We start from the raw sequence: 14,592 nt of genomic DNA, 5'->3' as shown, positions 1-14,592 counted from the left end.
GCAGTTCTGCCATCTGTTCAGAGGAGAGATCCATACCTGACTCAACGATCACAGAAGCCTCAGGTTCCATGAACAGGATCACGAGACACTAGGTGGTGCCATGCCGATTCCTGACTTGACGCTCCAGCAGCTTCGCGCAGTCCGAGCCCTCGCCGCATCCGGCAGCTTCACGAAAGCAGCCGCGGCGGAGCACATCTCTCAGTCGGTCCTCAGCAGAAGGATCAAGGAAGTCGAACGTCTCCTGAGGGTGCGGCTGTTCGACCGCACCACTCGGCAGATCGACACCACGGCAGCGGGCCATGCCTTCCTGCTCATGACGAGTGCCGTCCTCGACGACATGGATCTGCGGCTGGGCCGCTTCATGTCCTACGTGGCAGCGCAGTCCGGAACCATCGCCGTAGCCGCACTGCCGTCACTCGCAGCGGCCGTGCTGCCGGGAATGATCCGCGGCTTCATGCTGGATCACCCCGAGGTGGAGTTCGAGATCGTAGACGGAGCCGCGGATGACGTTGTCGAACGCCTCGCTGGTGGAACTGTCGAACTCGGGCTGACCGCCCATGGTGACCTGCAGGACAGCTTCTGTTTCGAACCCCTGCTGCGGGAACAGTTCTACGGCGTCGCGCACCGCGGCCACCCTTGGTCGACGCAGAAGTCCATCTCGTGGTCGGACTTCAGGGGCGAGACCGTACTCGCAACCCGACCCGGAACCAGCATCCGAGCAATCACCGACGCTGCGTTCAGCGAGTACTCAATCTCAGTGAGCGAGCGCTTCAATGCATGCAGCGCAGCGACGATCCGTGGCCTGCTACGGGCTGGGGTGGGTGTGGCCGCTCTGCCGGCTCTGGAAGTGCAGGGCTTCGGTCGGGATGATCTCGTCGCAGTACCCGTGGATTCACCGGATGCAACCAGAGTCATCGGCGTGGCGTACCACTGTTCTCAGGACCTCTCGCCTGTCGCGGCTCGTTTCTTGGATTTCATGCACGCGACCGAGATTGGCTCTCCGCGAGGAGTCTCCCGCGTTCAGGTCGATGACACCAGCGAAGACACACTCAGCAGTTCAGGGTGCAGTTCGGAACATGAGGTCTGTTCCGAGCCGTGAAGCAGATCGAGAGCCGGCTCCAGCAGCGCAACTACGAAGGGTTCCTCCGCTGATGCGTATCGTCCTCGTCGGGCCGCCGGGTGCCGGTAAGGGAACGCAGGCCGCGTTCCTCGCCAAGAACCTGTCGATCCCGCACATTTCCACGGGCGACCTGTTCCGGGCCAACATCAGCCAGCAGACGTGGCTCGGGAAGCTCGCGAAGTCCTACATGGACGCGGGCGACCTGGTGCCGGACGAGGTCACCATCGGGATGGCCAAGGACCGCATGGAGAAGCCGGACGCCGAGAACGGCTTCCTGCTGGACGGCTTTCCGCGCAACGTGTCCCAGGCCGAGGCGCTGGACGAGATGCTCCGGTCCGAGAGCATGAAGTTGGACGCGGTGCTCGACCTCGAGGTCCCCGAGGAAGAGGTCGTCAAGCGGATCGCCGGGCGGCGGATCTGCCGCAAGGACTCCAGCCACGTCTTCCACCTGACGTACAGCAAGCCGAAAAAGGAAGGCGTCTGCGACGCCTGCGGCGGTGAGCTGTACCAGCGGGACGACGACTCAGAGGCCACTGTCCGCACGAGGCTCGAGGTCTACCACACGCAGACCGAGCCGATCACCGACTACTACAAGGCGCACGGCCTAGTGGTCACGGTCGCGGCGGTCGGCACGGTGGAGGACGTCACGACGTGCGTCATGGAGGCGCTCAAGCCTGACGAAGACGGCAAGTAGGCGTTCATCCGCACGCTGTGCCGCAGCTCTCTTTCCGGGTGGGGCTTCTGCTCTCGTGTGCAATGAGCGCGCCGGCGCCGGTCACGCCCTCCACAACGCTGACGTCGTCTCACAGGGAGCCCATGAACTGCTTGCGTTCATCCGGCCAGTGCCATCGAGGAACACACGGCATGGTCTTCGTGCCAGCCGCGAGGACGCGCTCGGCTCTTGAACGGCGATCAGATCAGGCGCCTCAACACGAGACGCTACGTCAACGGACGGCATTCTGTACTTCTTGCCGGCCCCACACTGGAGGCACGGACCGCCTGCGTCCGCCAGCCACTCAGCACTCGCCGTTCGGCATGCTCAGCCATAGATCGTGAGCGGTCACGGTGGCTGCCTGCCGTCAGGGGCGGCGGCAAAGCCGTCAATGAGCAGGTCCAGCGCGTGAGCGAAGCCCTCGGCGGGATCACTGTCGGCTACGGCCATCAGCCTGGCGAAGCGCGGGAGCCACGCCGGGTTCACCACACACTGAAAGGCATCCAGCCCTCCGTCGGCTGGCCTGGGCGGGGTGGTGTATGCGGATGAGCCGGAGCCAGCGCGCCGAACACCAGGCCATGGACCTCGACGGGTGCCTGCCGCTCAGCCGCTTGAGCTCCTCACGCTCGGCGCTGGTCAGCTCACCGGACTCGCCCTCACCCCGGTCCGCCTTCGCCCGGCGGTACCAGCCGCGCAGGGACTCCGAACTGATCCCGAGCTCTCGGGCGACGGCGGTGACCGTCTTGCCCGAGGAATCGACGAGCGCGATCGCATCCCGCTTGAACTCCTCGGTGTACCGCTTCGTGTACTTACTTCCCACCTGGTGCTACTTCCTCTGGAACCCCAAGATCCCAGTCTCCAGGTGTCCACGATCAAGGGGAAGCTTCACCAAGCACTACTAGAGAGTGATCGTTGGCTTGCCGGGCAAGGAGCGCTGTTGCCCGTTCAATGCCGCGGAGACTCGGTGAGGCGGAAGAGGAGGGTTTGAGCGCCGGATTCTACGCCTTGGGTCAGACACACCGAGACACCGGGCCGCACGCGCGGCGGCACACCGATGATCTTGGAAGACACCCAGAATCCCTCGTGCATGTCGATGGTGGCGAGCACGCACTGTCTCCCGAAGCTCTGGGTTGGGGCCATGACGTGGCGGATGACACCGATGCCGCAACTACGCTCCCAGGCGAAGTCGGTCGAAGCGCAGACGGGACAGAGCAGACGGCGGAAGGCAGTGGTCTTGCACCAGCGGCAGCGCTGGAAGTACAGCCCTTCCTCCCCAACTCCGCCCAGCGGCACCTGCTCGAGGCGTTCCGCGTCCGGGGGCGCGACGCTCGAACCGGCCTCCTGCTCAGCGGGGGCGCTGTCCGTGGTTTCGATGGTTTCGATCGCTGCATAGAGCACGGCGTCTCTCCGTCCTCGGTCCCGAAACGACCCGCGACGGGGCGAGGGCTCACCGATCACGGCTGAAGCACGTCGCACCGTTCGGGTGACGTGCACACACACAGTATGGGGCTGAGTTCCGAATGTAAAGTACTCAGTTCCACACATTGCGGAGCCCGCACGCGCGGCAGGCGGAGAAGTCGCTGGTGAGGTGCGGGGCCAGTGGAGCGGGCGGCGAGATGCGCGCTCCCGTCATGCCGCACTTGAGGGGGCTGGGCCTTGGGTGATGGGAACCCTGAGGTCATGTCCATGCCCTACCACTGGCGCCTGGTAGCCGATCCCCGCAGCGCAGCATTCAGTTCCATCAAGGTGACGAGTGGCGTTTGCGTGGCAGGGCGGGGGAGGATGAGTGCTCATGAGCAAGCCACCTGCACGGATCCGACTGGCAGACGCCGCTTTCGCGCTCTTCGACGAGCGCGGATACGAGCAGACGACCGTCGACGACATCGCCGAGCGAGCGGGCCTCGGACGCACGACGTTCTTCCGGAACTACCGCTCCAAGGAAGACGTCATCTTCCCGGACCACGACCGGCTCTTGGAGCTGATCAGAGATCGGCTGGCGGCCTCGAGCAACAACACCGCTCTGGTCGCCGTCTCGGACGCGGTCCGGCTCGTCCTGTTGCACTACGTGGACGAGGGTGACCTGGCGAGGCAGCGATACGCCCTCACGAGCAAGGTGGCCGCCCTGCGGGACCGGGAGATCGCCAGTGTGGCCCGCTATCAGCGACTGTTCCGTGAGTTCATCGCGGAGTGGATGGGTGGCCCGACAGAATCGGCCTCGCTGAGGGCCGAACTCATGGCCGCCGCGGTGGTCGCCGCCCACAACCACGTGCTGCGTCGATGGCTGCGGGGCGAGTCGTCCGACCCGGTCGCGGAAGTGGACGAGGCGATGCGCGAGGTGCTCGCTCTCTTTCCAGCACCCGGCTCCCCACCGGAGCGCGGCGGTGGCACCACTGTTGTCGCGTTCAGAACCGGGCAGGACATCGACAGCCTCCTTCCCTCGTTGCGGCGTCTTGTGGAGGACGGTGCCGGTCTCTGAGGCCGGCGCATCTTGACCAGCGATGTCGTTGAGGCACCAGTCGTACGTCTCACCGACCACCGAAAGCAGCCAACCGTATCGACGAGGCCGGCCAGTTGCGCGCGCCGGTTCTCCTCACCGCACACGCCGTCGGCAGCGCGCACCGCGGCGCTGTCGACCAAATGTTGCCCAGCCAGCCGGAACTGATGCCTGGACACCCGGCGCATCACTGTTTACACGGTGACGGCATCCGGTGCCGGTTCCTCGGTACCGTCGTCGAAGGTCATCTCCGGCGCGGGCCGCCGGAAGCCCTTCGTGAGGCAGGCCAGGTAGACGACGCCGATCGCCAACCACACGCCGCCGATCCTCAGCGCGACGTCACCGAGCTTGGTGAGCAGGTAGACGGAGACGCCGGCTCCGATCAGCGGCATCACCAGGTACGAGAAGAGGTTCGGGCTGCGGCCCTGCCCGCGTTCGCGGACCAGATGCGCGATCACGCAGACGTTCACCAGGGCGAAGCCGAGGAAGACGCCGAAGTTGATGAACGAGGTGGCCGTGGTCAGGTCCAGCTTCATCGCGATGACACCGGCGACCGCGGTAAGCAGCAGGCCGAGGACCGGCGTCCCGGTCTTCGCCGACAGCGTGCCGAAGACGGATTTGGGCAGGACGCCGTCGCGACCCATGACGTACATGAGGCGGGCGGCGGAGGCCTGCAGGGCGATGCAGGAGGCGATCGACCCGGCGATGGTGACGAAGTTGACGATCTCCGCGTATGTCTCGCCGCCGACCTGGACCTTCAGGTGGTAGGCGGCCGCGTCCACGTCGGCGAACTTCGCGCCCGGGTGGACCAGTTGCATCACGAACGACAGCACGACGAAGATCGCACCCGCGGCGACCACGCAGCCGATGATGCCGCGCCCGATCGTCTGTGCCCCTCCCCTGGCCTCCTCGCCGAGCGTGGAGACGGCGTCGAAACCGAGGAAGGAGTAGGCGGCGATGGCGGCGGCTGCGGTGACGGCACCGAGGGAAGTGCCGGAGTTCCACACGGAGTCGGTGAGCGGGGCGGCGGAGCCGTGCTTGCCGAGGAAGACGACACAGAGCGTGGCGAAGAGGATCATTCGCGGAAGGGCTGGCCGCGTACTGCGAATCCGCGTATCCGCCCCACCGCTGAGCACTGCCCCGCGTCAGCCACGGTACCTGCGGTGCCGGGCCGCCACGGGCGCCGAGACCGAGGCCGGAGATCGCCACTAGCAACCAGACCACCGTGCCGCGTACCCCCGTGCCGGGCAGTTCCAGACCGCCCGGCCACGGCTGCCAGTGGCCCCGCCCGGCTCCGACACCGTCGCCGCGCATACGTCGTACCGGAGTGCGCGAAGTCAAGCCCTCGGCCAGCCCCTCACGGGAAACCCACCGAGTCGGGCGGATGGCCCACCGAAACGGTGGTCCGGGCCGCGAACGGACGATGCCGGTCAGATCGGGCAGCAGCGCCGCGGCATCGGCCGGGTTCGGCTCGCCGTGGCCGAGCAGCGGGTCCGGCGTCGAGCCGGACCCGCCGGTCAGCCGTCGTGGAAGGGGCGCCGGCCGGCGGGGTCTTGGTGTGCGGAGGGGGAGAAAGGCTCGGACAGTGCCGCCTGGCGGAGGTGTTCGGCCAGCGCCGCGGCGGCCGGCGAGGTGCGGTCCCTGACGCCCCAGGCCAGCAGATGGTGGCGGCGGGCCCAGGGGTCCTGCAGTTCGCACACGTCGAGCGGCTGGTGGGGGTCGACGGCGCGACGCGGTACGACGGCGAGCCCGGCACCGGCGGCGACGAGGGTGACGAGGACGCCGAGGTTGGCGACGGTGGTGCGGTAGCGCACCACCGGAGCGTGCGGCCCAAGGCGCTTCTCGATCCAGCGGCGCAGCGAGGAATTGGCGTCGAGCCCGACGAGAGGGTGTTCGGCGACCTCGCTGTAGGTCAGCGCGGTCCGTCCGGCGAGGATCCCTCCGGCCTGGCCGATCACGACGAGGGAGTCGTCGCCGAGAGGCTCCATGCGCAGACCGCAGTCGCGGGCCTCGTCGTCGAGGACGACTCCCAGGTCCGCCTCCCCGTCGGCGAGCATCCGCACGGTCCAAGGAGTGCGGCTCTCGGACACCGTCACGTCGACGTCCGGGTGGACGCGGAGGAACGAGACCAGGGCACGGTGGTGGCGGCCATGGCAGCGAACAGAAGGACCACCGAATTGGCCACCCATACCGTCGGCTGCCGACGTTTCAGCCGATTGAGTCCGACGACGTCCACGCCGATGTCGGTTATTCTCCGGTCTTCGTCATGCGTACCTTCAATGGAGATGCTAGGGGCGATCAACAGGTCACACGATATGGCTCCGGCCCGGGATTCAGACATCCGCCGTCGTCACTTGACAGCAAAGAGTCAAACGTTAACGCAGTCGCGCTCCGGTTGCGGGGAGCCGACCGAGAGCCAGCCATTGCTATAAATGGGGCAAAATGGAGCGAATCGCATCTCCATGCCCTCGGTGGCCGGAGCCGAGGCGAAGGCGGTGGTCGTATGCCTCGGGGCATCCAGTCGATCCTGCACCGCAACCTGATGCCCAGGCCGCCGGTCAGCGACGCGTTCGGCACGCGTGGTCGTGCTTGGCTGCAGCGTCTGGCGCTGCCGGACGACGAGCGTGAGGCGGTCGACGCCCTGCTGCGGCAGCTGGACTTCCATGGCACGGAACTGGCCGAGCTGGACCAGCGGGTCGCGGTGGAGGCACTGGACGATCGGGACGTCCGTCGGCTGACGACGATCCCCGGCGTCGACGTCAACGTCGTTCCGTCGTCGCAGCCGTCGGCAATTTCGCCCGCTTCCGCTCGGCCGACAAGCTGGTCGCCTATTTCGGGCTCAACCCCCGCGTGCGCCAGTCCGGCGGGCTGCCGGCCGCCACCGGCCGGATCACCAAGACCGGCCGGTCCCAGGTCAGGGGCATGCTGGTCGAAGCCGCCTGGGTCGCCTCCCGCTCCCCCGGGCCCTTGCGCGCGTTCTATCAGCGCATCAAGGCACGGCGCGGCATCCAGGTCGCCATCGTGGCCACCGCCCGGAAGATGACCACCATATGCTGGCACCTGGTCACCAAGGGTGAGGACTACGCCTTCGCCCGGCCCAGCCTGGTCGCCTTCAAACGACGCAAGCTGCAGCTGCAGGCCGGCGCCGAACGCAGCGTCGCCCGCCGCGGCCTGGGCTACGACTACAACGACAAGGACCTGCGCCGCCACGAACGAGAGATCGTAGAGCAGCAGGAGCACGCCTACGCGGTGATGACCGCCCACTGGCAGCCCCGCGGCCCCGCCACCTTGAAGAACACCACGTGAACCCGCCGCAGGACTTGCCGATTTCATCCGTCGTTCTGAGGTGGACCCAGTGTTCGGCGGGAAAGTCGTAGAACGCAAGGAGTTCATCGGCCTCGTCGGTGACCTTCTTCCCCGCCTTGGGCCACTTCGCGCCGTAGGAGCGATCGAAGTCCTTGACGGCCTTCTCGGCGTGGTCGCGGTCTTCGGCGTTGTAGATCTCCTGCAGTGCCTTTCTTCCCTCCGGGCTGGGCCGACTTCGGCAGGGCGTTGACAACGTTCCGGGTTTTGTGAAGCCGTGAAGAATCAACTTGTCGGTGTGTTGGTTTGCTCGTCCGTGGCGGCGAGGAGCTCGGGGGCGGTGCGGTAGCGGGTGGTGGCCGGGGCTGGGAGGAGGCCGCCTTCTGCAAGCAGGGGCCCGGATCTCGCGGACGACGTTCCCGATCGAGGACCTGCTCACGTCCCCCAGTGCGTCGGCGAGGATGTCCAGGGTGCACAGTTTCCGCAGGTAGAGGAGGGCGACCACGACGCGCTCTCTGTCTCCGAGCTCCTGGGGGAAGACGCCGCCGCGGATGCCCGGCTGGCGATCGGCGCCCCGGCGCTGGTAGGAGGCCCGTTCGACCTGGGCGAGCTGACGTGGGGCGAGGCGGCGAGGCGGCGAGGCGGCGAGTGAGTGCATCCAGGTCCGTGCGGGACATGCCGGCAAGCCGTGGGTGGGACAGACTCTCCATGCTCCGGGTGCGGGGTGGGGCCTTGTCGGTGTCGAGGAAGGACATCAGCGCGTCCGCCGTGGTGAACCGGCTGGGGGCGTATCCGGGCTGATGGCCGTGGTCCTCCAGGACTCGGCGGGTCTCGGCGACCAGGTGGCCGATGCATTCGGGGGTGACCTCCAGCATGTCGGCCAGCAGCTTCATGGAGCACACTTGCCGCTGGTAGAGGAGCGTGAGCATCACACGGGCGCCGTCGTCGAACAGCGCCTTGGCCCGCTGATTGCCGGTAGCGCGTCGGGCCCGGCCACCGCGCTGCTGGCTGTAGCGTTCCTGGGACCGGGCGGCCTGCAGTGGGGCCAACTCGGCACATGCATTTCCGAGTTCCGCGCTACTCAGCCCGGTCAGACGGGGGTCCGTCAGTCGGGTCAGAACCTCGCAGCGCCGGCCGGAGACTCCGTGCGCCTCGCTGGTGGGCAGAGTCTGCGGCGTGGAGGACTCGGGCAGCAGGGCATGGTTCCACTGACCGTGGACTTCGTGCCGGATCAGCGGCAGCGCGGCGAAGCGGTCCTTGCTGATCGCGATGCCGGTGGGGTAGTCGCCGGGATCCAGGTGGGCCTCGACGCGCAGGCCGGCCCGGGTGCGAGTGGCGGCGATCGTCTCAATGACGACTTCATGGCTGGTCAACGGCCTGCCACGCCAGCTGTGGGTGATGTGGGAGAACAGCCGGTGCTCGATTTTGTTCCATTTACTTGTGCCTGGAGGAAAGTGACAGGCCGTGATCGTCAGTCCGGTCTCGGCTGCCAGGGCAGCCAGTTCGCTCTTCCAGACTCTGTAGCGGTAGCCGTTCTCCAGGCGTAAAGACCACCGCCCGCGCCCGCGCCCGCGCCCGCGAGGAACAACTCCGCGAGGAGCGTGAGGGGTGTGGGGGCAGCGGGCGCCGAGGTCGGGAAACCGGCCGTCCCTGCGGCGCCGGCGCCGTGCGAGCGCTGCGGACAGCCCGTCACCGGACAACCCGGCGAGTTGGCGTATGCGGGAGGAAGCGAATCGGGCAGTCCGCGAGATTCGACAGCACTCCGTACGGTGCACACGTGGCTTGGGGACGGTCGGGCCAGGTCTGACCAACTGCCGTGCCAGGGCGACGATAGCCTGATCCGAGGAACGCCGGGGAGGGCGGTAAGCAGTCCTGACAATGCCTGGACGCGGCGGAACTGCCAGATGCGCGGGTTGTCCAGCACGCCGCAGATCATTGCCGAGGTTCAGGCCGACGCCCGGCACTTGACGTCCTTCTCCGGCATCACTCCGTCGGCCAACCAGGCACTGCCGACGTTCAGCGCACATGCGTTGCCGCCGTAGACGTAGACACCGTGACCGCTTCCGTCCGCGGTCACCAGACGCGAGCGGTCGGTGAACTTCTTCCGGAACAACTGCCCACCGAGCAGCGGCGTGACCGGGTCGTGTCGATTCTGCATGATCAGGATGTTCGCCGGCCCGTCGTCATTGATCTCGACCTGCGGCTCGGACGGCCCTCGCGTCCAGAACGCACACGGCAGAATGTTGGCCGCCGCCGCACCGAACAACGGATACTTCTTCCGGTCCGCGGCAACGCTGCGCTGGTACGCCCGGACATCGCTGGGCCACTCCACGTCGTTGCAGGTCACCGTGAGGAAGACCGACCAGGAGTTGGAGTACGACGCCACCTCGCCGGCCGGCGTCTGTACGCCGGGGGTTTCCGCCATCAGCCTTTTGATCGCGGTGACGTCGGCGTCCTTGACCGCTTCCCAGAGTTGCGCCGTCCGGCCGTACGTCCGCTCGGTGTAGAGACCACCGAAGGTGGCGATCCGGAACTGGCGTCCGTCGATGCCGAAGGCCGGCTTCTCGTCGAGCTGTTCGGCCAGCGTGAAGTACATCTCGCGCACTTCCTCCGGCGTCCGTCCGAGCCCGTAGGCGGAGTGCCGTGCCGCTGTCCACTTCGCAAAGTCCGGAAACGTCTGCTCCATGCCCAGCGCGTACCGACGAAGCCCGGCCCGGTCCAGGGCAGTGCCACCGAGATTGCTGTCGATGAGAATCCGGTCGGAGGTGTCCGGGAACATCGAGGCGTACGCGGCGCCCAGCGCCGACCCGTACGAAAGGCCGAAGTAGCTGGCCTTCTCCTCGCCGAGCGCGGCCCGGATCCGGTCCAGGTCCCGTGCCGTGTTGGCGGTTGTGATGTGGGCCATGCGGCCGTCGGTGTCGTTGGCCGCGCACTGCCCGGCGACGCCCTTGGCGATCTCGGCCTGCTTGACCACCGCCGCGTTGTCCACGGCGTACGGCGGCACATTGCCGATATAGTCCTGGCCGACCGTGAACTTGCAGTCGATCGGCGCCGAGTGTCCGAATCCGCGGGTGTCCATGCCGATCAGGTCGTAGGTGTCGAGGACCTTCGACGGGATGCCCAGGTCGACCAGACCGGCCGCCATCGTCAGCGCGGACCCGCCCGGACCGCCCGGGTTCAGCAACAGCACACCGCGCCGCTTCTGCGGGTTCTCACTCGCCAGCCGCGACACCATGAGGTCGATCTGTGTTCCGTCCGGGTCGTCGTAGTCGAGCGGCACCGTCACGGTCCCGCACTGTATGTTCACGGCCGGCGCCCCGGACTTGACGTCGTCCGGACAGGCACCCCACTTCACTTGACCTACGTCGTCTCGATCGGCGGCCGCGGCCGGTGCCAACGACCCGGCGAGGCCGATCGCAACGGTCAGGGCCAGACCCCGGCTTATACGACGGCTTCGATGCATGCCCATCCCTCCGAATGTGATCTCGATGCGCTTCCTGGCGTGGTCCAGGGCACCCCCTGCCCCTGGGGCCAGGTCAAGCCGGACGACCGTAGAGATCACATTCGGTGTGGCCGGCAGCGTCTTCGAGGCCGCGCTCGACATCACGAACTGGCCTGGCGCTCGGGGACGTCAGTACCCGCCGTGGATCTGAACTCCTGGTTGAGTGCGTGGGCCCGGGCGAGGGCTTTGAGCTGGGCCTTGTTGTAGAGCTCGACGACGGCGGGGAGGATCACCGTCTCGGCGAACTGCTTGCCTCGTGGCGCGGCACCGGCCGGGTCGCTCATCCATGGGAAGCGGTCTTGATGGTCGCGCATCGCCACGGCCAGATGCCCGGCCACTTCGTCGACCCCCGCGTCGTCCGCGTCCTCGGGGAGGGAATCGAACTCGTCCTCGTGGTCATCGCGTTCCGAGATGAGCTGGCACAGGTCATTGAGGGCGTCGTGGTTGAAGACCTGCGAGTAGACGGTCACCAGAGCGTGGTCCCGCTCGCACAGCTCATCGGCGACAGGACCGAACGGCGGCGGGGTGTCGAGGGGTGCCCGGTGCTTGAGGATGTCGGCCAGCTCAGCGCGTATCCGCTGCAGGCGTTCGATGGTGTCGGCCAGTTCGGCGTCCAGGACACGGATGGCCTCGTCGGGTTTCTCGTCGGCTCGTCCCCTCGCGCCGATCTGCGCGAGGGAAACACCAAGGCTGCGCATCCGCTTGATCTGAAGCAGACGGACGAGATGAGCCGGCCTGTACTGCTTGTAGCCGTTCGGGGCACGTTCGGGTTCGTCGAGCAGGCCGATCCGGTGATAGTGACGCACCGCTTTGACGGTGGTGCCGGCGATGTCGGCGAGCTGCCGGGTGCTCCACGCCATGACGTTCAACCTTTCCGATCTCGGTGCTGCGCCCCGGCGAAAGTACAACCTGTGCCCCGGCATAAACACACGCCCCCCGGGAGCAACTACTGAAGTGCGTCGCGGAAGCAGAGACCGGCACCGAAGGGCTCCTCGCCGCATTCGTCGACGGCATGGAACCGACAGCCGGGCTCGACCACACCACCGAGACCATCACCGGCCCCGCCGGCAACGACATCCAGCTGTACGTGACACGGCCCGCGGACTCCTCCGCCCCATTGCCCGGCATCCTGTACCTGCATGGTGGCGGCATGGTGATGCTGAAGGGCTCGGGCCCCATCTACGCACGGTTCCAGGACGAACTGGCCGCCACCGGAATCATCGTCATCGGTGTCGAGTTCCGCAACGGCGGCGGCGCACGCGGCCCGCACCCGTTCCCCGCCGGTCTCGACGACTGCACGGCAGCGCTCGACTGGGTGCACGAACATCGCGCAACGCTCGGGATCTCCACCCTCACCGTCGCAGGCGAGTCGGGAGGAGGCAACCTCGCCCTGGCCACCGCCCTCCGCGCGAAACGCGAGGGCAGACTCGCGGCCGTCGACGGTGTCTACGCCCTGGCCCCGTTCATCTCAGGTCTCTACAGCGCCGGCACCGAGGAACGCGAAGCGGCATTGCCCTCACTCGTCGAGAACGACGGATACTTCATGGGATGCGACGGAGCCGCGATCCAGGCCGAGGTCTGCGACCCCGGAGCCGAGCACGCCACCGATCCCCTGTGCCGGCCCTACCACGCCACGGTCGAGGACCTGACCGGACTGCCGCCCCACGCTCTGTCCGTCAAGGAACTCGACCCACTGCGCGACGAAGGGCTGGCCTACCACCGCCGTCTCGTCGAAGCCGGCGTCGAGGCCATGTCACGGACCGTGGCCGGGACCTGCCACGCAGGCGATCTGATGCTCCGAACCGCCATCCCGGAAATGTACGACGAGACCGTCGAAAGCGTCCACCGATTCGCCGCCGGCCAGGCGTGGCGTGACGACCCCACTCCGCTGCGGGATGTGCCGGCGGTGGATCTGTGGACGTTCACTCTGGAGCACGCCGGTGTCCGCACACTGACCGCCCGCGCAGGCCGAGGCCCAACTCGCCCAGGCCACCGATAGGGGCTTGCCTGCCGGATCTCGCGCTGCCGGACCTCATCCCGTCGGCTGCGCCCCCGGCCGGGTGGCGCGCCCCTGCTTCCCTGGCCGCGCTGACCACGCCAGGCCCACCCGTCAGGCTCCCGTCCGGCCGTCTGGCGTTGTTCACGAGTGTCGACAGCAGATGTTCACCGCCTCGTCCAGGCGCTCAATTGATGCGGTGTTCGATGTCCACGAGGAGCGGCAGCACCCGTCTTCGTTTCGGTCTGCGACGGATGGGCCGCGGACCGGAGTTCTGGACGTCGTCCAGGGCGGGCGGCGGGCGGACGTCACCTGGGTTGCACGCCGTGCCCGCCGTCCAGCGGCGCCAGCCGCAGACTGAGCTTGAGGACCTTCTCGATGGTCCGGGGGTCGTCGGCGCCGCGGAGAACAGGCACTGGACGGGCCTCGGGCCCGATGAGTACGCCGGTCTGCCCGTCGAATGGCAGAGCACCGGCCGGACGGGCTTGACGATCCCTACAGTCCAGTCTCATGACGACGATTACGACGCGTACGGTCGAGTACCCGGCCGACGGTTTGGCGATGGTCGGGCGCCTCGCGCTCCCGGCCGGTGTCGACCGCCGGCCCGCGGTGCTGCTCGGACCAGAGGGCACGGGGCTCAGCGACGTCGAGCGCCGCCGGGCCGATGCGCTCGCCGAGCTGGGATATGTAACGCTGGCCTTCGACCTTCACGGCGGGCGCTATTTGGCTGACCCCGAGGAGATGCTGTCCCGTTGCATGCCCTGCTCGCTGATCCCGACCGGATGCGGGGCATCGGCCATGCGGCGCTCGACGTGTTGGGCACCGAAACCGCGGACCGACCCCGACCGGATCGCCGCCGTCGGTTCCGGCACCGGGGCGCCATCGGGTTGGAACTCGGGTGTGATGGCGTCAGCCTGCGCGCGATCGGGACAGTCAACGCACTGACCACGGGCCGACCGGGCGAGGCGGCGCGCATTTGCTGCCCGGTGTGGGCCGGGGTCGGGTCGGGCGACCCGATCATGCCGCCCGCGCAACGGGACGCATTCACAGCCGAGATGCAGGCCGCGGGCGTCGACTGGCGCCTCGTGGTCTACGGCGGCGCCTTGCACGCCTTCCACCAACCGCCGATCGACCACCTCGTGCGCCCCGGAGTCGGCTACCACCCACGGCACGCACAGCGAGCCTGGCGCGACGTCGTCGGCCTGCTCGCCGAGTGCCTGCCCGTGACGGAGGGCCTGGGGGCATGATCCAGGCAAGCAGCCTGGCGCCAGGCCTGGTCCGCGTCGGGCACTGACGGTCCCCTCCCCTCAAGTCCGCACAGCAGAACCACATTCGAGCGGATGCTCAATCACGGAGAGGGGTTCGCTGCCGCACTAAGGGGTTGCCGGGAAACAAGTCGTGGCTTCCAACTCTGTGATTCGTTTCAGTGGTATGGGGAAACCGGAGGGGATCGAGGCCGTCCTGG

The 14,592-nt window shown here is 67.5% G+C and carries 10 protein-coding genes and 4 pseudogenes; 6 read left to right on the top strand and 8 right to left on the bottom strand.

Features of this window, described 5'->3' with window-relative positions:
• Positions 1–100 precede the first annotated feature (100 nt).
• The gene (locus ACIRFL_RS42480) at positions 101–1,099 is read left to right on the top strand and encodes a LysR family transcriptional regulator (protein WP_404040745.1); all 999 of its coding nucleotides are present in this window, start codon (positions 101–103) and stop codon (positions 1,097–1,099) included.
• Positions 1,100–1,151: 52 nt separating this feature from the next.
• A complete protein-coding gene (locus tag ACIRFL_RS42475; protein WP_404040743.1) occupies positions 1,152–1,814 on the top strand; it encodes an adenylate kinase in 663 nt (220 codons plus the stop codon).
• Positions 1,815–2,262: 448 nt separating this feature from the next.
• Here the strand turns inward: ACIRFL_RS42475 and ACIRFL_RS42470 are convergent, their stop codons facing one another.
• Complete coding sequence (locus ACIRFL_RS42470) at positions 2,263–2,652, bottom strand: transposase (protein WP_404040741.1); 390 nt, start codon at positions 2,650–2,652, stop codon at positions 2,263–2,265.
• A 125-nt stretch (positions 2,653–2,777) separates the two neighbouring features.
• Positions 2,778–3,230: a hypothetical protein gene (locus ACIRFL_RS42465; RefSeq protein ID WP_404040738.1), complete on the bottom strand. Its 453-nt coding sequence runs from the start codon at positions 3,228–3,230 to the stop codon at positions 2,778–2,780.
• A 394-nt stretch (positions 3,231–3,624) separates the two neighbouring features.
• On the opposite strand from ACIRFL_RS42465, the gene ACIRFL_RS42460 reads away from it, so the two are divergent.
• Positions 3,625–4,308, top strand: a complete 684-nt coding sequence (locus tag ACIRFL_RS42460; protein WP_404040736.1) for a TetR/AcrR family transcriptional regulator — start codon at positions 3,625–3,627, stop codon at positions 4,306–4,308.
• Positions 4,309–4,520: 212 nt separating this feature from the next.
• Here the strand turns inward: ACIRFL_RS42460 and ACIRFL_RS42455 are convergent, their stop codons facing one another.
• Positions 4,521–5,405 (bottom strand): APC family permease, encoded by an 885-nt coding sequence (locus tag ACIRFL_RS42455; RefSeq protein ID WP_404040733.1) that lies wholly within the window; start codon positions 5,403–5,405, stop codon positions 4,521–4,523.
• A 438-nt stretch (positions 5,406–5,843) separates the two neighbouring features.
• A complete protein-coding gene (locus ACIRFL_RS42450) occupies positions 5,844–6,515 on the bottom strand; it encodes a LysR substrate-binding domain-containing protein (protein WP_404040731.1) in 672 nt (223 codons plus the stop codon).
• Positions 6,516–7,110: 595 nt separating this feature from the next.
• Here ACIRFL_RS42450 and ACIRFL_RS42445 point away from each other — a divergent pair.
• Positions 7,111–7,632, top strand: a pseudogene (locus ACIRFL_RS42445) (transposase); the annotation flags it as partial.
• Between the two features lie 19 nt (positions 7,633–7,651).
• Here ACIRFL_RS42445 and ACIRFL_RS42440 read toward each other — a convergent pair.
• The 4 genes and pseudogenes from ACIRFL_RS42440 to ACIRFL_RS42425 form a co-directional block, all read right to left on the bottom strand.
• Positions 7,652–7,901, bottom strand: a pseudogene (locus ACIRFL_RS42440) (transposase); the annotation flags it as partial.
• Positions 7,902–8,816: 915 nt separating this feature from the next.
• Positions 8,817–9,164: pseudogene (locus ACIRFL_RS42435) on the bottom strand (ISAzo13 family transposase); the annotation flags it as partial.
• A gap of 410 nt (positions 9,165–9,574) precedes the next feature.
• Positions 9,575–10,915, bottom strand: a complete 1,341-nt coding sequence (locus ACIRFL_RS42430; RefSeq protein ID WP_404040728.1) for an alpha/beta hydrolase — start codon at positions 10,913–10,915, stop codon at positions 9,575–9,577.
• A 317-nt stretch (positions 10,916–11,232) separates the two neighbouring features.
• Positions 11,233–11,991: a MerR family transcriptional regulator gene (locus ACIRFL_RS42425; protein ID WP_404040726.1), complete on the bottom strand. Its 759-nt coding sequence runs from the start codon at positions 11,989–11,991 to the stop codon at positions 11,233–11,235.
• A 152-nt stretch (positions 11,992–12,143) separates the two neighbouring features.
• On the opposite strand from ACIRFL_RS42425, the gene ACIRFL_RS42420 reads away from it, so the two are divergent.
• The gene (locus tag ACIRFL_RS42420) at positions 12,144–13,130 is read left to right on the top strand and encodes an alpha/beta hydrolase fold domain-containing protein (protein ID WP_404040723.1); all 987 of its coding nucleotides are present in this window, start codon (positions 12,144–12,146) and stop codon (positions 13,128–13,130) included.
• 507 nt (positions 13,131–13,637) lie between these two features.
• Positions 13,638–14,374, top strand: a pseudogene (locus ACIRFL_RS42415) (dienelactone hydrolase family protein).
• Positions 14,375–14,592: the final 218 nt, after the last annotated feature.

Origin of the sequence: Streptomyces sp. NPDC102462 (genome assembly GCF_044765425.1) — a bacterium.
In the GTDB taxonomy this organism is placed as follows: domain Bacteria; phylum Actinomycetota; class Actinomycetes; order Streptomycetales; family Streptomycetaceae; genus Streptomyces.
This window is presented reverse-complemented; position numbering and strand designations above follow the sequence as displayed.